The sequence below is a fragment of the Butyricimonas hominis genome (assembly GCF_014287455.1).
GTDB lineage: Bacteria > Bacteroidota > Bacteroidia > Bacteroidales > Marinifilaceae > Butyricimonas > Butyricimonas muris.
The window spans coordinates 376212-401806 of sequence record NZ_JACOOH010000004.1; the positions used below are offsets into that span (position 1 = coordinate 376212).

20 protein-coding genes and 1 pseudogene are annotated in these 25595 nt (G+C 45.7%); 10 read left to right on the forward strand and 11 right to left on the reverse strand.

Going from position 1 to position 25595, the window contains the following annotated elements; all coding sequences use genetic code 11:
* Positions 1-72: 72 nt before the first annotated feature.
* Entirely contained in the window at positions 73-612 is a 540-nt protein-coding gene (locus H8S64_RS10650) for a chromate transporter (protein ID WP_141560924.1), read from the forward strand.
* Positions 613-660: 48 nt separating this feature from the next.
* Positions 661-1197 (forward strand): chromate transporter, encoded by a 537-nt coding sequence (locus H8S64_RS10655; protein WP_186976042.1) that lies wholly within the window; start codon positions 661-663, stop codon positions 1195-1197.
* A gap of 86 nt (positions 1198-1283) precedes the next feature.
* Here H8S64_RS10655 and trxA read toward each other — a convergent pair whose 3' ends face one another.
* The 6 genes from trxA to purN all read right to left on the reverse strand — a co-directional run bounded on the left by trxA (position 1284) and on the right by purN (position 12511).
* Positions 1284-1598 (reverse strand): thioredoxin, encoded by a 315-nt coding sequence (gene trxA / locus H8S64_RS10660; RefSeq protein WP_099291530.1) that lies wholly within the window; start codon positions 1596-1598, stop codon positions 1284-1286.
* Between the two features lie 89 nt (positions 1599-1687).
* A complete protein-coding gene (dnaE, locus tag H8S64_RS10665) occupies positions 1688-5350 on the reverse strand; it encodes a DNA polymerase III subunit alpha (protein ID WP_186976043.1) in 3663 nt (1220 codons plus the stop codon).
* 452 nt (positions 5351-5802) lie between these two features.
* Positions 5803-7038 (reverse strand): acyloxyacyl hydrolase, encoded by a 1236-nt coding sequence (locus tag H8S64_RS10670; RefSeq protein WP_186976044.1) that lies wholly within the window; start codon positions 7036-7038, stop codon positions 5803-5805.
* 74 nt (positions 7039-7112) lie between these two features.
* Positions 7113-8519 (reverse strand): MFS transporter, encoded by a 1407-nt coding sequence (locus tag H8S64_RS10675; RefSeq protein WP_186976045.1) that lies wholly within the window; start codon positions 8517-8519, stop codon positions 7113-7115.
* Between the two features lie 89 nt (positions 8520-8608).
* Positions 8609-11827 (reverse strand): S41 family peptidase, encoded by a 3219-nt coding sequence (locus H8S64_RS10680; RefSeq protein WP_436231465.1) that lies wholly within the window; start codon positions 11825-11827, stop codon positions 8609-8611.
* Positions 11828-11941: 114 nt separating this feature from the next.
* Positions 11942-12511 (reverse strand): phosphoribosylglycinamide formyltransferase, encoded by a 570-nt coding sequence (gene purN / locus H8S64_RS10685; protein WP_186976046.1) that lies wholly within the window; start codon positions 12509-12511, stop codon positions 11942-11944.
* Positions 12512-12682: 171 nt separating this feature from the next.
* Here purN and H8S64_RS10690 point away from each other — a divergent pair, with 171 nt between their 5' ends.
* The 3 genes from H8S64_RS10690 to rnc are packed head-to-tail and all read left to right on the forward strand — an operon-like array spanning position 12683 to position 14944.
* Entirely contained in the window at positions 12683-12919 is a 237-nt protein-coding gene (locus H8S64_RS10690) for an acyl carrier protein (protein WP_018337766.1), read from the forward strand.
* 15 nt (positions 12920-12934) lie between these two features.
* Positions 12935-14179, forward strand: coding sequence for a beta-ketoacyl-ACP synthase II (fabF, locus tag H8S64_RS10695; protein ID WP_099291523.1), 1245 nt, complete (start codon positions 12935-12937; stop codon positions 14177-14179).
* A gap of 24 nt (positions 14180-14203) precedes the next feature.
* A complete protein-coding gene (gene rnc / locus H8S64_RS10700) occupies positions 14204-14944 on the forward strand; it encodes a ribonuclease III (protein ID WP_227216553.1) in 741 nt (246 codons plus the stop codon).
* Positions 14945-15021: 77 nt separating this feature from the next.
* On the opposite strand, the gene efp is transcribed toward rnc, so the two are convergent.
* The 5 genes and pseudogenes from efp to H8S64_RS10725 all read right to left on the reverse strand — a co-directional run bounded on the left by efp (position 15022) and on the right by H8S64_RS10725 (position 18860).
* The gene (gene efp, locus H8S64_RS10705; RefSeq protein WP_099291522.1) at positions 15022-15591 is read right to left on the reverse strand and encodes an elongation factor P; all 570 of its coding nucleotides are present in this window, start codon (positions 15589-15591) and stop codon (positions 15022-15024) included.
* Positions 15592-15750: 159 nt separating this feature from the next.
* Positions 15751-16619: pseudogene (locus H8S64_RS10710) on the reverse strand (BRO-N domain-containing protein).
* Positions 16620-16631: 12 nt separating this feature from the next.
* Entirely contained in the window at positions 16632-17513 is an 882-nt protein-coding gene (locus tag H8S64_RS10715; protein WP_099291520.1) for a class I SAM-dependent methyltransferase, read from the reverse strand.
* Positions 17514-17528: 15 nt separating this feature from the next.
* The gene (tsaB, locus tag H8S64_RS10720; protein WP_186976047.1) at positions 17529-18215 is read right to left on the reverse strand and encodes a tRNA (adenosine(37)-N6)-threonylcarbamoyltransferase complex dimerization subunit type 1 TsaB; all 687 of its coding nucleotides are present in this window, start codon (positions 18213-18215) and stop codon (positions 17529-17531) included.
* A 69-nt stretch (positions 18216-18284) separates the two neighbouring features.
* Positions 18285-18860: an L-threonylcarbamoyladenylate synthase gene (locus H8S64_RS10725; RefSeq protein WP_099291519.1), complete on the reverse strand. Its 576-nt coding sequence runs from the start codon at positions 18858-18860 to the stop codon at positions 18285-18287.
* A gap of 184 nt (positions 18861-19044) precedes the next feature.
* On the opposite strand from H8S64_RS10725, the gene H8S64_RS10730 reads away from it, so the two are divergent.
* The 5 genes from H8S64_RS10730 (at position 19045) to H8S64_RS10750 (ending at position 25562) form a co-directional block, all read left to right on the forward strand.
* Positions 19045-20289, forward strand: a complete 1245-nt coding sequence (locus H8S64_RS10730; RefSeq protein WP_186976048.1) for a helix-turn-helix domain-containing protein — start codon at positions 19045-19047, stop codon at positions 20287-20289.
* 96 nt (positions 20290-20385) lie between these two features.
* Positions 20386-21399 (forward strand): DUF3575 domain-containing protein, encoded by a 1014-nt coding sequence (locus tag H8S64_RS10735; protein ID WP_186976049.1) that lies wholly within the window; start codon positions 20386-20388, stop codon positions 21397-21399.
* A gap of 12 nt (positions 21400-21411) precedes the next feature.
* A complete protein-coding gene (locus H8S64_RS10740; protein ID WP_186976050.1) occupies positions 21412-22365 on the forward strand; it encodes a DUF6562 domain-containing protein in 954 nt (317 codons plus the stop codon).
* Between the two features lie 151 nt (positions 22366-22516).
* The gene (locus tag H8S64_RS10745) at positions 22517-23503 is read left to right on the forward strand and encodes a fimbrillin family protein (RefSeq protein ID WP_186976051.1); all 987 of its coding nucleotides are present in this window, start codon (positions 22517-22519) and stop codon (positions 23501-23503) included.
* 328 nt (positions 23504-23831) lie between these two features.
* Positions 23832-25562, forward strand: a complete 1731-nt coding sequence (locus H8S64_RS10750; protein WP_186976052.1) for an ATP-binding protein — start codon at positions 23832-23834, stop codon at positions 25560-25562.
* The last annotated feature ends 33 nt before the right edge of the window (positions 25563-25595 follow it).

The window sequence follows — 25595 nt, forward strand, 5'->3', positions numbered from 1 at the left end:
ATTTCGATACCACAATATTAAGAAATTTAGACGGGATTATCGTATCTTCGCGACAGATATTTAATACAAATTATGGCTTCATACTGGCAAATATTCATATCATTTTTCAAGATCGGTTCCTTCACCCTTGGAGGCGGTTATGCCATGATCCCTCTAATCCAGAAAGAGGTCGTGGAGAAAAAGGCGTGGCTGAAAGAGAGTGAATTTGTCGAAATGCTCGCCATCGCCCAATCAGCCCCCGGTCCGATAGCCCTCAACACGGCAATCTTCGTCGGGTACAAGGCACGGGGGGTAAAAGGTGTCATCTTTTCCAGCCTCGGTACCATACTACCCTCCTTTATCGTGATCCTGCTCATTGCCATGATCTTTACAGACTTCAAGGATAACCCCGGTGTAGAAAGAGTATTCAAGGGAATACGTCCCGCCGTGGTAGCCCTCATCGCCGCACCTCTCTACCAAATGGGAAAATCTGCCGGAATCACCCGTAAAACCGTCATCATCCCTACCCTTGCCGCCCTTATCGTGTGGCAAACAGGAGTATCGCCCATATATATCATCATCGCCGCCATCGCGGGAGGCATCGCGTACGGAAAATTTATAAAGAAAAAATGAAAAACTTTACAAACCTTATAAACTTTATGAACCTTACGAACTGATTACATGGAAAACCTAGAACTATATATCAGCCTATTCATCACCTTCTTCAAAATCGGCCTGTTCGGTTTCGGGGGAGGCTATGCCATGCTGTCCCTGATACAACACGACGTGGTAGAAACACACCAATGGATCAGTGTCGCGGACTTCACGGACATCGTTGCCATATCCCAAAGCACTCCGGGTCCTATCGCCTTCAATACCGCCACATACATCGGCTACACCGCGACGGGAAGCATCTGGGGTTCGGCAATATGCACGATCGCGGTCAGCCTGCCGTCGTTATTCATCATGATCACCATCTCCAAATTCTTCTTCATATTCCGGCAAAACAAATACGTCGACTGGGCTATGACAGGACTGAAAACCACCGTTCTCGGTCTGATCGGTGCCGCTGCCCTGTTACTCATGAACAAACAAAACTTCGTAGACTACAAAAGCTATATCATCTTCGCCATAGCCTTCCTTGCCACCTTCAAATTCAAAATGGACCCGATCCTCATGATCGTTCTAGCAGGAATCGCAGGATATATACTTTATTAAAAACAACCCTATAAGTAACAATCCACCAAGACATAAATCATAAATCTCCAATAAAAAAACCGCCTTTCAGCGGTTTTTATATCTCATTAAAGCAATTTATTGATTTTGTCCACCAATGTAGCTTTAGGTACTGCACCAACTTGCTTGTCTGCAACCTGACCACCCTTAAAGAAAAGAATTGTCGGGATGTTACGGATACCATATTTAGCAGAAGCTGAACTTTCGTCCACGTTCACCTTAGCAACTACTATTTTACCCTCGAACTCTTTAGAGATTTCCTCAACGATAGGCAACATCATTTTACATGGTCCACACCATTCTGCCCAGAAATCTACTAACACGGGAACCTCTGCTTTCAGCACAACTTCCTCGAAATTTGAATCATTAACTGCAATAGCCATACTTCTATCTTTAAAGTTTATAATAATATTTTCATGCTAAAAGCGTTGGAGAATACTCGCGTAAAATCCAACGCTTCGACACGGCGAAATTAATTAATTTTCATTTTAATAGCATCATTATTCTCGAAATATTCGTACAATTCTCTTGAACGTCCTATCTTACAAGTCCTTGAAAACATCTTCACCCGATGCCCTGAATTATCATACAACACAAAACTTAATGGCAAATCTCCCTGCTCGTTCACGAACTGATTGTGTAACTCTGTCACGATCTCGTGCGTCAACTTCTCCACGTCCACCTGCAAAGTGATCGAGCGAATCAGATTCTCGCTAATTACGCTCAGCAAATCCATGCTCACCACGTTAAACGTCAGCTCCCCGGCTCCGCCCCACTTCTTCACCTGTACCCTGCCTTTTATATATACTGCCGTTTCCATGATAAAATAGTTTCTGAACTTGATAAAATCCTCCCCGAAAAACGGCAACTCGAAAGTTCCGCCAAAATCCTCGATCGTCAGTATCCCGAAATCATTCCCTTTCTTCGTTTTCCCTATCCGCATATTCACGATAATGCCCGCTATCGTCACGTCCCTGTCCTTGAACGGCGACAAATCCGTCAAACTATCCAGCGGCGTGCAAATCGCGTTTATCTCCAACTTATACGAATCCAAGGGATGAGAAGTTAGGTATATACCTATCAATTCCTTCTCCTTACGCGCCTTTTCCACGTCCGTCCACGGCTCGCACAACGGGATGGTCGGTTTCTTCACGTCGTACTCGTCCATTCCCCCGAACAACGTCGCCTGCATCAACATGCTATCCTGTTGCTTCTTTTGCCCGAAATTCACCAGATTTTCCAGAAAAGTCGTGTGACCGTCCGGCATATAAAAATACTGTGACCGATCCAACCCGAAACTGTCCAATCCCCCGGCTGTAATCAAGTTTTCAAGCGTCTTCTTGTTCACCGTCCGGTAATCCACCCGCTCGAAGAAATCGAACAAATCCTTAAACTCGCCTCCTTTCGTCCGCTCCTCGATAATCGAATCCACGGCTGCCAGTCCCACGCCTTTGATTGCCGCCATACCGAAACGGATATCCCCGTTATGGTTCACCGTGAAATCATTGTCCGACTCGTTCACGTCCGGCGCCAATACCTTTAATCCCATGCGCTTGCACTCGTCCATAAAAATCGTCACCTTCGTGATATCCGACAGGTTACAACTCAAGTTGGCAGCCATAAACTCCGACGGGTAGTGCGCTTTCAAAAATCCCGTCTGGTAAGCGATATAAGCGTAGCAAACCGAGTGCGACTTGTTGAACGCGTAAGAAGCGAAAGCCTCCCAGTCACCCCATATCTTCTCCACCAGCGGTTTGACCTCCTTGCCCACCTCCTTCGCGCCTTTCACGAACTCGGGATTAGCGTTACACCCGTCAAGGAATTGCGCCTTCAAAGCATTCATCGTGTCGATCTGTTTCTTACCCATCGCCTTACGCAAAGTATCCGACATACCCCGGGTAAAATTACCGAGAGCACGAGACTGCAACATCACCTGCTCCTGATACACCGTAATCCCGTACGTGTCCTTCAAGTAAGGTTCCATCATCGGGTGGTCGTACTCGATCGGAGCTTCCCCGTGCTTACGCTTAATAAAATCGGGGATATACTCCATCGGACCCGGGCGATACAAGGCATTCATCGCCACCAAATCCTCGAAACGGTTCGGCTTCAAAGCACGCAAGTGCTTCTTCATACCCGGCGACTCAAACTGGAACAGACCGGTAGTATCTCCTCGCGAAAACAAAGCGAATGTTTCGGGATCTTCCAACGAAATGGCATCCACGTCTATCGTCATATGTCTGGACTTCTTGATATTATCCAAACACGTCTTTATAATAGAAAGGGTACGCAACCCCAAAAAGTCCATCTTAATCAACCCGATCGGTTCCACGAAATGCCCGTCATACTGCGTCGTTTTCAGACTCTCGCCCTCCGTGTTCATAATCGGAATATGATCCGTCAACGGGTCACGACTAATCAAAATACCACAAGCGTGCACCCCCGTTTGCCGCACGGAGCCTTCCAAAATCTCCGCCAACCGAATTGTCTTCGCCACCAACGGGTTGGGTGAATCTTTCTCTTTCTCCAGATCGGGATTCTCCTTGTACGCCTTCTTCAATGTCATTTTCGGCGCCTCCGGAACCATCTTCGCCAGACGGTTCGCCTCCGACAAGTCGAGCTTCAACACCCGCGCCACGTCCTTGATCGCCATCTTGGCGGCCATACTACCGAAAGTAACGATATGCGCTACTTTATCTTCCCCGTACTTCTGTGTCACCCACTCCAACACCCGTTGCCGACCGTCGTCATCGAAGTCAACGTCGATATCAGGCAATGAAATACGATCCGGGTTCAAGAAACGCTCGAACAGCAAATCGTACTTCACCGGGTCAATATTCGTGATACCCAAACTATACGCCACGGCACTTCCCGCCGCCGAACCACGTCCCGGTCCCACTATCACCCCCATATCACGAGCCGCCTGTATAAAGTCCTGCACGATCAGGAAGTAACCCGGGAAACCCATGGTTTTCATGATATGCAACTCGAAAATCAAACGCTCCATGATATCCGGCGGAATCTCCTCCCCGTAACGCTTTTTGGCTCCCTTCATCGCCAACACCTTCAAGTAATCCGCCTCCAGTTTGATACGGTACAAACGATCTATCCCACCCAATTTCTTCACTTTCTTCTCCGCCTCTTCCTGCGACAAAACGACTTCGCCCTTCTCGTTACGGGTAAACTCGTCAAAAAGGTCCTGCGCCGAGAACTTCTCACGGTACTCCTCCTCGGTTCCTAACTCCGGGGGAATCGGGAATACCGGCATCAACGGGTCGGAATCCAACTTATACTCCTCCACTTTGTCCACGATCTCCTGCGTGTTCTCCAACACTTGCGGGATATCATGAAACAAAGCCTGCATCTCCGCCGTGGTCTTGAACCACTCGTGACGGGTATATCTCATCCGGTTCGGATCATCAATATCCTTCCGGGTATTCAAACAAATCAACAAATCGTGCGCCTCGGCATCCTGCTCGTTCAAGAAATGCACGTCATTCGTGGCGATCACCTTGATGCCCAACCTTTCGCCCATCTTCAGAATCTCGGCATTACACCTCACCTGATTATCGTACACCTCCGCCCTCTCTTTCGCCGATTCTGCCGGGTGACGCATCACCTCCAGATAATAATCCTCCCCCACCAAATTCTTGTACCACAAGGCCGCTTTATCAGCCCCCTCGATATCTCCCGCCATAATCTTCTGGCAAATCTCCCCTCCCAAGCAAGCGGATGAAATAATCAACCCCTCGTGGTGCTTTTCCAGAAGAGCCTTATCAATACGCGGGCGGTAATAATACCCGTCCACGAACGCCACGGAACACAGTTTCACCAGATTCTTGTACCCTTGCAGGTTCTTCGCCAGAATAATCAAGTGTTCCCCCGAACGGTCCACCGGTTTCTCCTTGCTATACAACGACACCCGTGCCACGTAAGCCTCGACACCCAGTACCGGTTTGATTCCTTTCTTCCTGCACAAATCGTAAAATAACTTCACCCCGAACATATTCCCGTGGTCGGTCAGTGAGATCGCCGGCATCCCGTCAGCAATGGCTTTATCTATCAATCCCGGAACACTCGCCGCCCCGTCCAAAATCGAATACTGCGAATGCACGTGAAAATGAGTAAATGGCATAAAAACTCCTCTTAAAAAATATAAGACAATCCCTCAATACATTGAACCTAAGCAATAAGATTCTTTGTATTTTCTTCAAATATCACAGGAACAAATATAATGAATATAACAACACGTATTCGTTAAAACAAGTTACTTTTTCCGAGTGTTTCTAACCTTATCCCTAAAAAGCGATAAGAACGGCAAAGAATGACCTTTCCATAACCTACTGATTACATGTACTATTTACACTTCAATAAGGTATTACTTCCGCATCACTTCCGTTATGAACGCTATACGAACCCTATAGGAACGCTATACGAACCCTATATTAAATAGCGTTCTTATAGCTTACTAAAAGCTTACTAAAAACTTTACAAACGGAATTGCACCGGAATTGATACCCTATTCATACTCTATTCAGAACTGTCTTGGGTAGTTCCTTGTCGTGAAAATAGCATTAAATCAAGATATTAAAAAGCGAAAGATTTACTATTAAGCCGGAAACCGATACCCAGCATCAAGAAGTTAGGATCATGAAAATCCCGAAGATTGTATCCCACGTGCAGAAACGAAGTTTGAGACATCGCGATTTTCAACGTGAGCATCTGGTAAAACATACTCAAATCCCCTTTCCCGATAAAATTAGTCCCCAACCCGATTCCCACGGTGAAGAAAGGCATCACGTACTCCACGCGTCCGGAAAGTCCCAACGCGAACTGCTCGCCAAGAGGCGGTCTGACAATCTGCGACTTATCTATCTGCCCGTACACGTCATACTCCGTGTAAAGGTTCGCACCCCCGTCATACGTGCCGTCAAGCGACATGCCAAATCGCAGTTTATAACCCGCGTTATACATCGGGGTAAAATTAAACCCGAACACCGGGTAAGATTCGGGAGAAGGCGAAAGTCCGTCGGCAGTCTTGATTCCCTGACTATGCCACGAACCGAAAAATACAAAATCATAGCTTACATGACGGCGAAAGGGGCGGCAAGAGGAAGCATCATTCGCTTGCAACGGCTTCAAGTCATCTTTCCGATGGAAATTACATTCCACCCCGAAATTCCCGCCGATCGTGTTCAGTCCCGCGTTGGGGATCGCGGTATTACCATTGGAGAAGTGCGACACGGTAATGCCCGAAGTCAGACTCACACCCGGCGATAATTGCCAACGCAAATAAAAATTAGCATTAATATAGGCATTCACCTTCGAACCTATGATTTTATTATAGGGATTGTCGTACGTGTTGAAAGTCTTCCACCCCGCGGACAAACCCAGATTCCACTCGTAATGAAAAGACACCCGGGGCGAGAAGCGGGCAACACGAGCCCCTTGAAACAGATAGAATGCTAACGGGTCACCCAATAAGCGAGGTTCCCCGAAGGTATAATACCCGAAACCTATTCCTTGATAAACGTCACCATAAGCACGGGCGGCAACACTTCCCGGACGGTAACGGAGAAAATATTTCAAATGGTACGAGAAAGCACCCCGGATCAGTTTCCCCTCCGGATTATCACCTTCTAAAAAAGAATGTGTCTGAAAAATATACTCCGGACGCACCTCCGCTTTCACTCCATGAACGAACTTACGCGAAGACAAACCGACTGTACTGTCGCGTTCCTGTCCACGCGCCCGCGGGGCTATCCCGACAAATATTATTCCCAGAAAAACAATCGCTCTCCAAATCCTTTTTGCATTATTCATACATCAACTCCATTCATTGCAGTCCACTATAACATGCCACAAATGTAAGCAAAATAGAAGCCCAAACTATCCCGTTAACTTTTTTTCTTGGCATTTCCCCGCAACAATTCCGGTTCGGGCAAAGATACCCGCGTGAAACTTACCACCGCGGCAACGAAGGCAAATATTCCGGCAAGGTACAAGGAAGCATAAGTTCCGTCGACGGGAAACATGACAAACATCAACGCCACGAGAGAGGCTCCCGTGGTCTGCCCTGTCAGACGGGACATCCCCAGCATACCGCTGGCACTGCCACTCCGGTTTTGCGGCGCGAAGGATATTAATATACTGTTGTTGGGGGTTTGGAACAGCCCGAAACCAAAACCGCACATCACCATAAACAAGGCAATTCCCACCCCGGAGACTTTATCCGCCAAAACCGCCAACAAGAACAAACCTCCCGCAAATATCGACAAACCGATTCCGCCCAACAGCCCGGCATGAACCCGTTCGATCAGTTTTCCCGCCAAAGGAGCCGCTATCATGGTGGCCAAGGGCCAAGGGGTAAGCAATATTCCGGTAGCGACCTCGCTCTTTCCCAGCGTGTGCTGCAAGAAAAAGGGCAGAGATACCATTGCCAGCATCTGGGCAACAAACGAACAAATGGAAGTACCCACCGAAAGCGAGAATATCGGAATACGCAACAAATCGACAGGCAGCAAAGGATAAGTTTGCGATAACTGCCGTCGCACGAAAAAATAACCGATCACGAATACCGCCGCAATCATCGGGAGCAATACTTTCCAGTTCATATCGTGGGTGAATCCCTCGATAGAGAAAATCAACAACCCGAAGGTCAGTGCATTCATGATACCGCTCTTCCAGTCGAACGTGCGTCCCGAGTCCTTCACCGGATTGGACGGAAGAAACTTGCACGACAAAATCAATGCCACGATCACGATCGGCACGTTGATCGCAAATAACCACGGCCACGAGGCAATGGAAAGGATTCCGGCGGCAATGGTCGGTCCCCCGGCTGCCGACACGGCAACGACCAAGGCGTTTATGCCCAATCCCCGCCCCAAGAAGCGACGGGGATAGATAATACGAATCAGAGTCGTGTTGACACTCGCCAACGCAGCAGCCCCGAATCCTTGGAAGACGCGGGCAACGGTCAGTTGCGTCAAAGAAGTAGAAAGAGCGCACACCAGCGAGGTCACGCTGAATATCAGCAAGCCGGCAATATATACCCGCTTGTATCCCCAGATATCCCCCAAGGATGAGAGCGAGAGCAAGGACACTACTATCGCCAACTGGTACGCGTTCACGATCCAGATAGACATTGACGGCGTGGCATCCAAATCCCCGGCAATCGACGGTAACGCCACGTTGGCAATCGTACCGTCCAACACGGACACCGTGATTCCCATGGCAATCGCCAAGATTGCCCAATACCGCCTCGGGACGGGTATTCCGTCCCACTCAACCTCTTTTGTACTCATTTCTCTTTCAATTTACGCTACAAAATTACGAAATAAATCCAAGTTGGTTGCAAATTCGAGGTATACGGCTACATAAATAGCCTTTTATCCTACTTTTTCTTCCCGGACTTATCCGGGAAGGCGGGAATAGCCGGGATTTCTTTTTTCCCGGTTTTCAGTTTTTCGAGTATGATTCGGATGGCCCGGTTTAATTGCTCGTCATCACCCATGTATTCCAAGTAAGGATCGTTTTCCACGTCCACGTCGGGAGATACACCCCTACCCTCGATGATAAACTCGCTGCCGTCAGCGGCATACGGGGCATACGAGGGGGTGACGATGGAACCACCGTCCACGACACGAATGGAGCCGCTATACCCGACAACTCCGCCCCACGTGCGGCGTCCCACGACGGTACCCAGTTTGTTGTACTTGAAACGATAGGGGAACAAGTCACCGTCAGAGGCCGAATATTCGTTTACCAGTAAGACTTTCGGACCGAGGAAGGTACCCACGGGATTCACGGCGCCTTGGGTTTGATTCGTGTGCATGGTATAGAATGTCGGGGTACGCATCAGCCGCTCGGTAATCATAGGAGATACATTACCACCCCCGTTCCCGCGGTCGTCGATAATCAAGGCTTTCTTGTTCAACTGCGGGTAGTAATGCTTCACGAACTCGTTTAACCCGTCAACGCCCATGTCCGGGATATGGATGTAACCCACTTCGCCGTTGGTTGCTTCTGCCACCTTGCGGATATTGTTTTGTACCCAATTATAGTAGTATAACTTCGATTCGTCGGCAAGCGGGGTGACCAACACTTCCCGGGCGTCTTTCTCGTCAGGAGCGGAGTTTACCTTCAGGGAAACGGTTTTACCCGCCATGTCGACCAGTTCGGAAAACAGGTTATCGACGTCCTTCAACGATTTCCCGTTGATAGCCAAGATATATTCCCCTTCTTTTACATCCACGCCCGGCATCGTCAACGGGGAACGGGTTGCTTCATTCCAGTTGGCTCCTTCGATAATCTTGGTCACTTGAAAATAGCCGGATTTGTCTTTCTTGAACTTGGCTCCCAACAATCCCATTTTGATTCTCTCTGGGGCAGGAATCCGCCCGTTGACGGAATAAGCGTGTCCCACGTTCAACTCGGCGATCATTTCTCCTATGATATAAGTCAAATCCGTACGGTGGTTGACGTAAGGTACCAATACTTTGTATTTTTCATACACGTGCTCCCAATCTACCTCGTGCATATTCTTGGCATAGAAGAAATCACGCATTTGTCGCCAACTCTCGTTGTATATCTGCATCCATTCCTGATGGTAGTCGATTACTTTTTTCACGTCTTTGGTCGGTACCGGAGAATTCACATCAGCCGAAAAGACCGGAACATCCAGCACTTGGAACGAGGAACCGGAGAACGCTATTGCCTTCTTGTAACCGGGAGAAAATTCCACGTATCCACCCAAATCGGATTCACGCTTGCTACCCATGTCAAAGTACATGGTTCGACCACCCCGGTTGTAATATACCCGGTTGCCGAGCATATGGACATTATTATAATGATTGGAGGCAAGCACGGGCAATTCGACAAGGCGATTGTTCAAGTTCGAGAAATCGTAAACCAATGCTTCTTCGGTCTTTTTATCTTTGACGTTTGTTCCCGTTTCTACCGGAACGACATCATTTTTCGGGGCAAAAGGCACCGGGGCGTTTTTTGCCAACGGCAACACGTACACTTTATTCATGTCGTTGTACACGTGATTCCATTCCGTACGGCTGTACGTGGGCGAAAAGGCACGTGCCGACACGAACACGAGGTATTTGCCGTCGTCACTGAAGTTGGGTGAACTTGAACCGAACCAGCCGTCCGTGATTTGATGCTTTTCACCATTTGCCACGTTATAAACGATAATATTATCCATGGCGGCTTCCGGACGCACGTAAGTAATGTATTTGCTATCCGGCGACCAATTGTAAGAAGTCATCGAATGGATACCCGATTGCTCCACGATCTCACGCTTGCCGCTTTCCACGTCGGAGATATTCAAGGTATTCCCTTTCTCGCTCCACATGATTTTCTTGGAGTCGGGCGACCATTTGTAGTTAAAGATATAGCTTTTCAATCCTTTAATTAATTTCCGTTCCTTACCCGTGGCAGCTTCCCGGAGATAAATATTAAATTCCCCGTCTTTATCGGACACGTAGCTGATATATTTCCCGTCGGGTGACCAGCCTGCCTGCATATCATTCGCGTCCGACGAGTTGGTAAGGTTATAGGTGATTCCTGTTTGGGCAGGCAGCGAAAAAATATCGCCATGAGCGGCAACGACCACCCGTTCCCCGCCGGGAGAAGTCGCCACGGTGGTAATCTGTCCGCTGACATCCGTCAGTTTCGGACGGGAATATACCTGATCGTTATCTACACGGATCGTGACTTTAGCCTCTTTTCCCGTCCGCAAGTCATAAGCATAGATGTAACCGCCCTGCTCGTAAACGATACGTTTATCCCCGATTGCCGGAAATTTTATATCATATTCCTTGTAGGAGGTAAGTTGTTTATCCTCTTTCGTGCTCACGTTGTAAGCATAAAGATTCATCACGTTGTCCCGGTCGGATATATAATAAATCGTAGTCCCGTCGGGCGACCACATGGGGATGATATCCTGCCGCGCATTATCGGTTATCTTTTCGGATTTCTTGGTAGCGAAGTCAAACACCCGTATGTCATCAGCCATACCGCCTTGATAACGCTTCCACGCACGAAATTCCCGCATGATATAGTTGTACGCCAGTTTTTTCCCGTCGGGAGAATAAGAGGCGAAACCACCGTTTTTCAAAGGCACCTCTTCAGACATTCCGCCCTCGACAGGTACCGTGAATAATTGTCCAGTGAAGTCATTGAAAGTATATCTCCGGGAACGATAGAGAATACGCTTACTGTCGGGAGTCCACCCGATGACGATATTATTGGGCCCCATGCGGTCACCCAAATCGTCCCGCCCCAGCGTAGCCGTGTAAGTCAATCGACGAGGCTCACCTCCTTCTACCGGGATCACGAATACTTCCGTGTTGCCGTCATACTGTCCCGTGAAAGCGATGTATTTCCCGTCCGGGGATATCCGGGGAAACATCTCGTACCCCACGTGGGACGTCAACCGACGTGCCGTACCGCCCTCGGCTGACACGATATAAAGATCACCCGCGTATGAAAATACCAACTTGTTCCCCACGCTATGCGGAAACCTTAATAATCTCGCTTCTTGAGCTTGCAGTATGAAGCCAATAAATAATAATCCCAGTAATACGGTAAACCTTCTCATCATAATTGAAAATTGAAAGTTGAAAATTGAAAATGAATTACACGATTGACAAACATTAAATTCCACAATCGGCAATCATTCAATTTAAAATCTAAAATTTAAAATTAGAAAGACTCTTTAGAGTTTTTCCAACACTTCTTTTATCACTCGCGGAAAATGTTCGTATTCCAAGGCGTGTACTTTTTCCGCCAAGGTATCGGGGGTATCTTCAGGGGTGATGGTACATTTTGCTTGAAACAGGGCAGCCCCCTCGTCATAGTGACCGTTCACGTAGTGGATCGTGATGCCGCTTTCTTTTTCTCCCGCCGCGATGACGGCATCGTGCACGTGCATACCGTACATTCCCTTACCGCCGTAAGAGGGTAAAAGCGCAGGATGGATGTTGACGATCCGGTCGGGATAAGCCTCGATAATAGCATCCGGGACCTTCCACATGAAGCCCGCCAACACGATAAAATCGATCTCCAGACGCCTCAACTCGTTTATTACTAAGCCGGAATGATAAAATTCATCCCGGTTAAACACGAAGGAAGGAACCCCCAATCGTTTCGCCCGTTCCAAAACGTACGCGTTCGGTTTGTTACAAAACACGATTTTCACGACATTTTCGGTGTCGTTTTCGAAATAATTAATGATGTTTTCGGCGTTAGAACCTGATCCAGAGGCAAATATTGCAACTTTTTTCATCTTGTAATCTATTAAATATCAAACGCATAAAGATAAGCAAGAGTTTATTCATGCCAAAAAATTTTCTAGGAAAAATAAATTCTCTAACTTTGCGCCCGAACTTAGAGAGTTATGACGTCTGTTATAGACGTTAGTGTGAATTTAAAAAATGTCTAATTAAAATTTAATGTTATGTCTGACATTCAAAACAGAGTTAAAGCTATCATCGTTGATAAATTAGGAGTTGACGAATCAGAAGTTACACCGGGTGCAACTTTTACAAATGATTTAGGCGCTGACTCTTTGGATACAGTAGAGTTGATCATGGAATTGGAAAAAGAATTCAATATTACTATTCCGGACGATCAAGCCGAGAAAATCGCTACCGTGGGTGACGCGATTGCATACGTTGAAGCTAACGCTCAATAATTTAATATTGATTTTATGAACCTCAAACGAGTAGTAATAACTGGTCTTGGTACTATCAACCCTTTAGGTCACAATGTGGCTGAATTTTGGGAAAACTTGAAAGCTGGCGTCAGTGGCGCCGGTCCTATTACTCGTTTTGATGCATCTAAATTTCGCACGCAATTCGCTTGCGAAGTTAAAAACTACGAGCCCACGGAATACTTCGACAAGAAGGAAGTCCGTAAAATGGATCTTTACAGCCAATTCGCTCTGATTTGTTCCAGAGAGGCTGTGAAAGATGCCGGACTCGATTTCTCGCAAGAGGACAGAAAGAGAATCGGAGTAATCTGGGGAGCAGGTATCGGGGGATTGGATACATTCTACGAAGAATGTAAAACATTTGCATTGGGAGACGGCACACCCAGATTCAACCCATTCTTTATACCCAAGATGATTGCTAACATGGGCGGAGCTATGATCGCTATAGAAGAAGGTCTGAAAGGCCCGAACTACACGACCGTATCAGCCTGTGCTTCATCCGCACACTCGTTAGTAGATGCATTAAATCTTATCCGGTTAGGAAAAGCAGACGTGATCATTGCCGGTGGATCGGAAGCAGCCATTACCCCCCCGGGAGTAGGCGGTTTCAACTCCATGAAGGCTTTGTCGACTCGCAATGACGACCCGAAAACGGCTTCCCGTCCTTTCGACGCGGATCGTGACGGTTTCGTGATTGGCGAGGGTGGTGCTTGCCTGATCGTGGAAGAGTACGAACATGCTGTTAAAAGAGGTGCCCATATCTACGCCGAACTCGCCGGCGGTGCTTCAAACTGTGATGCCTATCACATGACGGCTCCCGATCCGAACGGAGAAGGTGCCGGTGACGTGATGTTGCTCGCCGTAGAAGATGCCGGACTTACCACGCGAGACGTTGATTATATTAACGTGCACGGGACGTCAACCGGGTTAGGAGATGTGGCAGAACCTAAGGCCATTCAGAGAGCATTTGGAGAACACGCTTACGAGTTGAACATCAGTTCTACCAAATCAATGACAGGACATTTATTAGGCGCCGCCGGTGCCTTGGAGGCAATCGCTTGTGTCTTGGCTGTGAAAAACGACATTGTACCCCCTACCATTAATTTCAGCAATCTCGATCCGGAACTGGATCCGAAGCTGAATTTCACGTTCAATAAGGCTCAGGAAAGAAAAATCAATGTAGCCATTAGTAACACTTTCGGTTTCGGAGGTCACAATGCTTGCGTAGTGTTTAAAAAATAATCACTAACTAAAAACATTTGGAAAGTGATTAGTAAAATAATTCAATCCATAAAACTTTATCTTCATCGGAAAGAAAAGTTTTATGGATTGTCTATTACAGAATGGGGTTTTATACCCGGCAATAGAGGCTTGTACACCTTGGCATTGCTGCATAAATCGGCATCAAGATACACGAAAAGCGGAGCTGTCCTGAATTACGAGCGATTGGAATTTTTGGGAGACGCCGTTCTGGGAGCTATTGTCGCTGAAATTCTGTATAAATTCTTCCCCAACAAAGATGAAGGTTTCATGACCCGCTTGCGTTCCAAGATCGTGAGCAGGGAATCGTTAAACATCATCGCTATCAAAATGGGATTGAGCGAAGAGGTTATCGCCAAATCGGATATTTCCAAAAACAAACACATCTACGGGGATGTATTCGAGGCTTTCACCGGGGCAATCTATCTCGATCAAGGTTACGATAAGACAAAAGCATTTATCGAGAATTATATTTTCCCTCATTACGTGAATTTGGAAGACCTCGTTTACGTCGATAAGAATTACAAGAGCCGCCTTATCGAATGGGCACAGAAACAAAAAGCAGACCTTAAAATCGACACACTGGAAGGAAACGCCCGTCGCTCGAAATTCATCTGCACGATTACTATCGGCGAAACTATCATGGCACGAGGCGTGGGAGCATCCAAAAAAGAAGCGGAGCAAAACTCCGCCGAAAAGGTTATCCAAAAACTCCAAGCCGAAGCGAATGGAGAGATTGAAATCTAATTCAATTTTAAATTTTAGATTTTAAATTTCAAATTATTTTTTTCAATCTAAAATTTAAAATCTAAAATCGTAAATTACTAATCTCTCACGCGTTCCACGTATGTTCCGTCCTCTGTTTTGATGCGGATTTTCTCACCGGTATTAATGAAGAGAGGAACCATTACTCTTGCCCCAGTTTCAACCTCGGCAGCTTTTAATGCCGTAGAAGAAGCGGTGTCGCCTTTCAATCCCGGCTCCGTGTAAGTTACCTCGAGAACAACTGTCGGCAATAATTCTACATACAAGGGAGTTTCCGTGTCAGCATGTACAACCATTTCAACAGCATCGCCTTCTTTCAAGAATTGAGGAGCGTTGATCAGATCTTTAGCGATTGGAATTTGCTCGTAAGTTTCGGTATGCATCATAATATAGTCTTCACCTTCCATGTACAGGAATTGATACGGGCGCCTTTCGATACGCACAACATCAATTTTTACCCCGGAAGTGAACGTATTCTCAAGCGTACGACCGGTCTTGATATTTTGCATTTTAGTTCTCACGAAAGCGGGTCCTTTACCGGGCTTCACGTGTTGAAACTGTACAATTCTGTATAAATCGTCTTTGAAAACGATGCATAATCCATTTCTAAAATCAGCGGTAGTTGCCATCTAGTATTATTTTTTAGATTTAATATTTTTCATTGAGGGTGCAAAGATAAGAAAATCAGCATAAATCTGAAAATTTTAGATTTACTATTTTAAATCGCAGATTCCAAAGATATAAAGTTAGAACGATGGATGATTCTCGAGCAAGTGATTTTTTTATTCTTATTCAAGTTCCGGTGTTTCTTGATGATCATTTTTCTTTTCTCCCGAATCATCAAGCTGCAAATGCTTCTTAGCGTTTAATGGAGAAATTATATTCTTACCTGTTTGGGCTTCGATTTCTTTCCGGGTATACCCGCTATTCGTCCCCCTTGTTGAGCAACCCGTTGACTTTCTTCAAAGGATTCCGGTTTTCTTTCTTTCGAGATTTCAGTTGTCGTGGCTTCGGCAAGCATATTCAAGATCAACTCCATGTTAGTCATATTATCCCGGAGATTTTCTTTCTTCAGTCCTTTAAACTGCTTGTATTCTCTGGTTGTCATTCCAGCCCAAGCTTGTGTTATGATATCCGTCAGCGTCGCGAATTGTTGCCCTTCTTTTACACCCCGGTGTTTCCACTCGTCGGTGAGTTCTTTGCGTACCTCAATACTTTTCAAACGTTGATTTATCCAATTGTCAGAATATCCCAATCGTTTGTAATCCAGCATGGCTTGCTCGATCGACAGTTCAGGATCCTGTAATTGGTCTAAACGTTCCTTGGCAACTTGCGCCATCCACAATTTAAACGGTTCTGCTTTAGGGGAAGGAATGGATTGAATTAACCGGAATAGTTGTTCAGTATCTGCAACATCTGTTTTATAATATTTACCATCCGATGACCGTAATTTCAGTTGGTTACAATTTGTAACCGACTCATTCCCTTCTTTAATCAATCGATGTTTAAGTACTTTCCAATAATTCCGCGGATTAGGACTATCTGTCAACACAGCCACCACGTCCACGACAGAAAAATACCATTTCTCCTGTTCGCTATCCCAAACGGTACGGACTTTTCTCGCTTCAAATAATTGTACAGCTTCTTTTTGTGTCATAACTTCTTCTTATTAACGCCATAATCTATAATACACCCCCAACGGTAACGCTTTTTCAAATGAATCGGTAAAATACAATTCACCGAATTGTTCGCCACGACATTCCCCGACCAACTGACGCACCACGCTTCGGGCTAATAAGGCTGACAGTCCCATAGAGTATAAATTCAACACCAAAAAGCTGTTCGTCGGTTCTAACAACTGACCACAAAGGGTTATCAATTCGTTTATATTCTCCTCGAGTACCCATTTCTCGCCATTCGCACCGCGTCCATAGGCAGGCGGATCAAGAATAATCCCGTTATATTTTTTCCCTCGCCGCACTTCCCGATGCACGAATTTCAAAGCGTCCTCCACGATCCAACGTACCCCGTCCAAACCGGAGGCTTCCATGTTTTCCCGTGCCCAAGACACCACGGGTTTCACCGAATCGACGTGAGTAACATCCGCCCCCGCACTCTTCGCGGCTAAAGTAGCCCCTCCCGTGTAAGCAAACAAGTTCAGCACTTTCGCCCCCGTGCCAATCCGTTTCACTTGCTCGAATATAAAATCCCAGTTCTCCGCCTGTTCTGGGAATATCCCCACGTGCTTGAAAGAAGTCAACCCCAAGCGCATCCGGAGAGCCATATCCCCGTACCGGTAGTTCACGAACCACTGCTGTAACATTTTCGGTTTGCAAACCCACTCTCCCCGATCCTCGTTCTTCTTGTCTTTCTTGAAATAAGCATCCGCCCGTTGATGCCATTCCTCGTCGGAAAGCGATTTATTCCATATAGCCTGCGGCTCCGGTCGTGCAATCACGTAACGTCCGAAACGCTCCAATTTCTCGAAAGCACCACTATCTATCAACTCGTAATCCGTCCAATGCGACGGGTTCAGTAATTTTATATTCATCACAAATAATTTTTATCACAAAACTTTTCGCTTCGGCACGGTAGCCACGAAATCCTTCAAATAAAAAGGCTCAAAGTAAGCCACATCCTCGAAATCGCCCGCCTCGAATTTCCGTTCGGCAAGCAGTGTCATATTAGCCGCGGAAGTTTCTACCCCCGGAATAAATTCAGCATTCGGGTGGCGTATAACCTCCTTTACCTTATCACTCCCGTTCCCGAAGAAAAACATCTTATGCCCCTCCAACAAATCGGCAAACGCACCCTCCTCTATCACTTCGGCATGAATATCCCTCACGGTAATCCCCTCCCGATCAAAAACCGCCGTGTACACTTCCATGCGACGAGCATCAATCATCGGGCAATAATACCCGCCTTCGCCTTTCCTTGCGGCAACGGCATTCGCCAGAGCTTCCAAGGTACTCACGGCTATCAAGGGCTTGCCCGCACCGAAACAAATTCCCTTGGCTAAAGAAACTCCTATACGCAACCCCGTGTATGAACCGGGTCCCATACTCACGGCAACCGCATCCAGATCATTCGCGGTCAAACCGTTTTCCTTCAGCAAATCATCCGCATACACGCCTAATAAAGTAGAATGATTGAAACCCTCGTTATTCTCTTTCAACGCAATCACCTTCCCCTCCCGGGCTATTGCCACGGAGCAAATATCCGTGGAGGTATCGATATTTAAAATTAAAGCCATAAAACAATTGAAAATTGAAAATTTAAAATTGAAAATGAATGCCATCCACAACTTCCAAAATTCAGGTTATTATTTTCTGATGATTTGGATTTCTCCGCCCGCGCCCAGCTTGATGATACTGGAAGGGGCGGGATTAGCGGTTTCTCCCTGACGGTAATCCACCACGTGATCCACTGCCGCTTTCACGGCATCGCTGATCTCGGCAAAACACTTCGGGGAAGGCTCACCACTGATGTTCGCGGAAGTTGACACGATGGGTCTATGGAAACGGTAAAGCAACGCTTTCGTGAAAGCCTCCGAGGTGATCCGGATGCCGATTGTTCCATCCGTCGCAATCAGATTCTTTGCCATATTCTTCGCACCCGGGTAAATAACCGTCATCGGTTTGTCGTTCACCTCCAATAAATCGTAAGCGATATCCGGTACTGTCACATAAGAAGCCAATTTCCCGACATCATCCAACAAAACCAACATGGCCTTGGAGTCTTCCCGGTGCTTCAACTCGTACACCTTTTTCACGGCGTCCTCGTTCGTTGCGTCACAGCCGATACCCCATATCGTGTCCGTCGGGTAAAGAATTACCCCACCGTTTCGTAAGATTTCGCAAGCCTTGCGAACTTCTTCTTTTAGTTTTTCATCATTCATGAAACCTGATTCTAATATAGATGGGACGAAAGTACAAAGTTTACGGCAGGATGTCAATTTTTAAAGAATCAATTTTAATCCCTTTTGTTAATTAACATTCCAAACGCTCAAACACCCTCGAAATAGACACAATTTGTATTATATTTGCCACGTCAAAGAAGGTAAATCGACAACATTGCGCGACATGATGAATGATAGTCTATTTTCGGCAACATTCTGGATGTATTTTTCATACGTCCTCTCTTTTGTTATACCCCTGTTCTGCGGTATCACGTTACTGATCTTAAAGGGAGCCGCGTATAGTGAAGAAGCCGGAATGCACCCCCGGCGGGTACTGGGAGTCGTGCTCACATTCTCCGGCTTGCTTTTCATCCCCGACATGATTCAAGATATACACGCGTACCGAACAAACGAGTTCTTCTTGCCCGGTTTTGATATCACGATCCATTTATTCTTGATCCCCATGTATTTCTTTTATTTCCGGAAACTCACGAAACCGGAAAAAATAGCCCCGGAGAAAATCTGGTTACATTTCATGCCGGGTATCGTCATGCTTGTCGCGGGCCTGTTACTTTTCCCTCTTGAAGAGGAAGAGAACCTTTTTCAACGGGAGTTCTATGATAAAAACTCTCTCTTTTCCATTTTTCGATATATCTGTCTGACGATTCAGGCTTCCATGATTACCGTTTACACCTCGCGTATCCTCAAATTAAAACGGAAACACGTTCAAACCGTGGAAGAAAACTATTCTTCCAAAGAAAATATAGACCTCCGCTGGCTGAATCATGCCATCCCCTTGGCTATTCTTTATGCCGTAATCATGCTTTGTACGTCTTTTACCCAAGCGGCATGGAGCAATTACCTTGTTCATCTTAGTTTTATCTGTTTCGTGTCCCACCTTTTCATCCACGCCCTCAACGAACCGTATATATGCTATACCCCTCAACACGCGCAAGTCAAGGAAGAGCCGCTTCCCCCGTGTGAAGTAAAAAGCTGTCCGGATGAATTGACAATAGAACAAGAGGACGAAATATCACCCGTTTTCCCCCCTCTTCCCGAAAAATACCTGAAGAACTTAGGGATGAAAAGAGAGAAGATGAAAGACGAACTTGTTCATCTTTTCGACGAGAAAGAAATATACACGAACGGGAATCTCACCATAAACGACGTTGCCGCGCTTCTCGGGACAAACCGTACTTATATCTCTAATCTCATCAATAACGAATTCGGTTTTAGTTTCTACCAATTCGTCAATAAATACCGTATCCAGAAAGCGACCATTCTATTCATCGAACATCCCGAAATGCAAATTCAAGAGGTAGCCTCTCTGGTTGGTTTCAACTCGCTTTCCTCTTTTATCTCCTCCTTCAAACTCAACGAAGGTATTACCCCCAAGCAGTGGAAACAACGATATGTAGAACCCGTTTAAAAGTTTTGAATACGTACAAAAGTTATATTTTTACTTTCTTTAAAATGATTCCGCCCGTGATTCCTTTTCTTTGCCAACGAGTAAAAAAAGTATCCCATGACGAAATCCATTCTCTTCACACTATTGCTATCGCTTCACACCATAGCGGGGTTCGGTACGGAGAATGCTCGTCGATATTTACAAGTCGACCGGGACTCCGTGATACTACTCTTTTTCCAAAAAGGGAACACGAAACTCTATGCCCAAAAAGACATCGTGTCCCTTTCCCGATTGATCTCCATGCATAAGGAAGACCTCGACAACGGACGTGCCGTGTTGAAAGTCAACGGGTATTGTTCCTCGTTTTCCTCTTCCTCCATGAATCTGGACGTTGCCCGTGAACGAAGTCGGCAGCTTAAATCATACCTTATCATACAACACGGGCTTCGGGAAGAGCATTTTATCACCCGCAACCATACAACACTCCCAAGCAAGCAAAACGGTATCGGGATTAGCGTCCATCTGATCATGACACACATCTCCTGCAAAGCCTCAGAAACAACACCAGCAAATCAACCGCCGCAACTTTCTATTCTCCCCGTATCCCGAACACCCGGGTTATTAAGTAACAAACGGATACGACGTCCCTTCCATTTCGCCGTAAAAGCCAACTTGATTTTCAATCTGGCAACCGTTACCAACTTGGGAATCGAACTACAAATCGCTCCTAGAATAACGACAGACATCCCTATCCTGTTCAGTCCCTTCAAAATAAAAACCTCTTACCAACTCCGGGTACTCGCCTTCCAGCCGGAACTCCGGTACTGGCTTCGTAACGCCTTCACGGGTTCCTTCCTCGGGCTACACGCCAACGTCGGATGGTTCAATATTGCCTTGGACAACAAAACACGCTACCAAAATCAAGAAACAACATACGGGGGCGGAATATCCTACGGTTACTCGTTTCTCTTTTCTCCACGCTGGGGCATGGAATTTAACATTGGAGGCGGCTACATGCATATCCGGTACGATACTTATTATAATATACCCGAAGGCGCACGAAACAATACTTATACCCTCAACTACTGGGGCATCACCCGATTGGGAGTAAATCTTCGATACAAATTCTAAATCATCTTCACCATGCAACGATCACGATACAATATTTTCTTTCTGTTATGGCTCATTTTCTTTTACTCCTGCTCCCTGATCCGCGAGGAACCGGAAAACGAGGGGATAGACCCGACACTTGTCGACGTGTATATGATATTCATCCTTCCCGAAGACACAACCGTACAAATCGACCATTCCGGAGCAACATCCATGGATACCCGTTACACGTTTGAGGTTACACCAAAAATCATGAAAATGAAAAGTGACACCACCCGTCAGACGGTATTTATCACCTCCTCTCCCCTCGTGAATGGTGACACCCTCGCTTTTCCAGTGAAAATATCTCCCGTGCAAAATAATATCCGAGTCTGGATAGATTACATCCCCCGGGAAAACCCATCCGGCTGCTATTACAATACAAAACATTTATCCTCGGTCAAAGTAACAGAACCCTACCAAGCATGTACGAGTCAAAAGAGAGCCTTCGCGGGTAATCATGACATAGACCTTTCCGATTTTAAAGGTCAAAAACATGCGAATACCTCCACGACATTAAATCTTACCCTTCCCTTCGGCAGCTTCAACATTCTCGCCACTGACTATCAACAATACATACAGGAACACCCGCACGATGCTCCCGTCACGACAGTCATAAAATACCGGAATTATTACCCATACGGTTACAACGTGGGCAATCAATGCGCTAATTTGAATGATTTCAGCACCAATATCAATTTCACAACTGAAATTAGAATACAGTCCGACAATACCGCCCTCATCGCCCACGACCACGCGTTCGTTTCCCCCGATTCATCGGATATCGCCGTCGACCTTTTCTTTTACTCTGCTTCCGGAAAACTTATCCAAAAAGTAAAAAACATATCCATTCCCATCCGGCGAGGTGAGTTTACCACGATTTCTGATGATTTCCTCACCCAACAATTTGAAGACCCAGACGAAAACAATGGCACAACCGTAGAATAATCCTCATGAAAAAATTACGAATACGTACAAAATTTAAAATTCATACAAAACGATAGCGAAAAAGTAAATAGAATTTGTTTTTTACATATTACTCATCCCCCTTTCCAAAAACGGCTCACATTTGCAAAAGCAATAATTAAAAATTCAAGATATGAAAAAAATGATTTTCTCTTTACTTGCCATAGCAGCTATGACAAGTTGTACCACAACTTCAGAAGACGAGATTGACCCGAACGCTCCGGTGGAGATAAAATTAAGTGCAGGAATTGGAATGGTTGAAGCAACAGGAAGAGCCGCAATACCATCAACACTTACTAGTGACTTAAATGTCTTTTTTGCACGAGCCACAGATGCGGCAACTGCCGATTGGGCTACTGGTACAACAGAGTTATTCGCAAAAATAAATAAATCAGACTCTAAAATCTCTTTCTACTCAGAAGCAGGAAGGACAACTCCAAATCCTCAATACTACAATTCCGACGCCACCCTCAAATCACATCTCATTGGTTACCACGTTGGAGAAGCTGTAAAAGGAAATTTAACAAATGGTAAAATTGCTATAACTATTGATGGGGGTGATGATATAATGGCAACTGCATCACAGAGTAAAGACAAAACCTCAACTTTCGAATCATTCACATTTAACCATTTACTTTCCCAACTTAGTATTAATATACAAAGTGCTTCAGGAATTCCTGTAAGCAACATCCAAAATACGTTTGGAAAAATTACTAAAATTGAAATACTTGAACAACCCACAACATTAGAATTAACACTAGGAGCAACACCGGCACTTAGTGTAACTACACCACCAACAACAACAGCATTGTTTACAATTACTCCTACTACAGAGCAAGAAATTACAGCAACAGCAACAGTCGTTGGAAGTGAAGTTATGGTATTTTCTAATACAGAATTAGGTAAAACCGCAACTCCTATAAAATTAAAAATATACACAACCATTTTTACAGATGATGGATTAACAATTAACGCTACTATTGATGGAGGAAGTAGCGGTCTTGAGGTTGGAAAAAAATACACCATCACATTAACTTTCTCTCTGTCTGAAGTACAACCTTCTGCAACAATTGAAGCATGGACAGAATCTACTAAAACAGGAGCAGGAACCGTAGAATAAAAAAAATCCACACAACTATCCTGCAAATATTGTAGACACCAGAAAATGCAGGAATAAATTGAAAGATACCACAATATGAAAAAAATGGATGGAATCCTTACGGGTTTCATCCATTTTTCACACAACAAATTTTGCCTCCGTCCCCTCCACCTGCAAAGAAACGATCTCCAATAAAGCCTTAATTATTCCGTCAACAGTATTTTCCTTTCAAAATCAGCATACCCCCTCCTCGTACTCATCTAACTTTCTTTCCCATTCCTTGTTCTTTCAAGCAGAAAGAGTTACTTTTGTACTAACTCACGGGTACAAACTAAAAACTGGAGCAGTTATGGAAAATATAAAAAAAATCCCTTATGGAATCTCCAACTTCGTGGAAGTAGTAGAACAAAACCAATATTACGTGGATAAAACCGCGTACCTGCCCCTATTAGAAGAGCAACCCTCCAATTTATTCTTTATCCGTCCCCGCCGTTTCGGGAAGAGTATTTTCCTAAGTATGCTACGGGCGTATTACGATATCAATCAAAAAGGTGCATTTCAGAAACGATTCGGGAATCTTTGGATAGGTTCGCACCCCACGCCATTACAAGGAAAGTTCCAAATACTTTACCTCGATTTCTCGCGTGTAGGTGGGTTCGGGGGGACATTGGCTCAAAACTTTGATGATTATTGCAGTGGTGGTCTGGATGATTTCGCCCAGATTTACGAGTCATACTATTACCCGGGATTCAGAAGCGAGATGAAAGAACAATCCGGCTTCAGCAACAAGTTGAACTTTTTGGACAGAAAAGCACGCAATACCGATGCATCGCTCTACCTCATTATCGACGAGTATGACAACTTCACCAACGTCGTCCTCAACGAACAAGGCAATGAAGTATATCACGCCCTGACACACGCTAGCGGGTTCTACCGCGAGATTTTCAAGAAATTCAAAGGTATGTTCGAGCGCATCTTCATGACCGGGGTCAGTCCCGTGACCTTGGACGACCTAACCAGCGGGTTCAACATCGGCTGGAATATCAGTACTGACTTCCAATTCAACATGATGCTGGGATTCAGTGAAAAAGATGTTCGCGAAATGATTCTATATTATAAAAATGCCGGACAACTACCGACTGACCTAGACATAGAAGCCATGATAGCGGAAATAAAGCCGTGGTATGATAACTACTGCTTCGCGGAAGAAAGCTTGGAACGCGACCCGAAGATATTCAATTGTGACATGGTGTTCTATTACCTGCGTCATTACATGACTCTTGGAAAATCACCGAAAGAAATGATAGACCCCAACACTCGCACGGATTACAACAAAATGAAACGGCTCATCCAACTGGATCGTTTGGACGGTGACCGAAGAGGCGTGTTGCGTAAAATAACCGAAGAGGGGCAGATAGTCACCAACCTGGTAACTACCTTTTCGGCAGCCAAAATAGCAGACCCTGAGATATTCCCCAGCCTGTTGTTCTATTATGGCATGTTGACCATCACCGCCACACGCGGAAGTGATTTGGTACTGGGGATTCCAAACAACAACGTCCGTAAGCAATATTACGAATTTATGCTGGAAGAGTACCAAAACAGGAAATATATTAATTTGAACAAGCTGGGTTCGATGTTCTACGACATGGCTTATGACGGTCATTGGCACGAGGCATTGACATTCATCGCCCAAACCTACAAAGAAAATTCCTCCGTCCGTGACACCATTGAAGGAGAACGTAATATCCAAGGATTCTTCACCGCCTACCTGAGCACGAATGCTTACTACCTGATTGCCCCGGAAGTGGAATTGAATCATGGCTATTGCGACTTGTTCCTGATGCCTGACTTACAACGTTATAAAGTGAAGCATAGTTACATACTGGAATTAAAATACCTATCCGCGAAAGACTCCGAAGCAAAAGCCGGAACGCAATGGCTGGAAGCCGTGGAACAGATAAAAAGATACGCCGTGGCTCCGCGTGTGAAACAATTGGTTCAAGGCACAGCCTTGCATTGCATCGTGATGCAGTTTCGGGGGTGGGAATTGGAACGGATAAATGAAATCGTAATATAAAATAGCGGCTTCCCCATCTGTCACAAGCAGAGA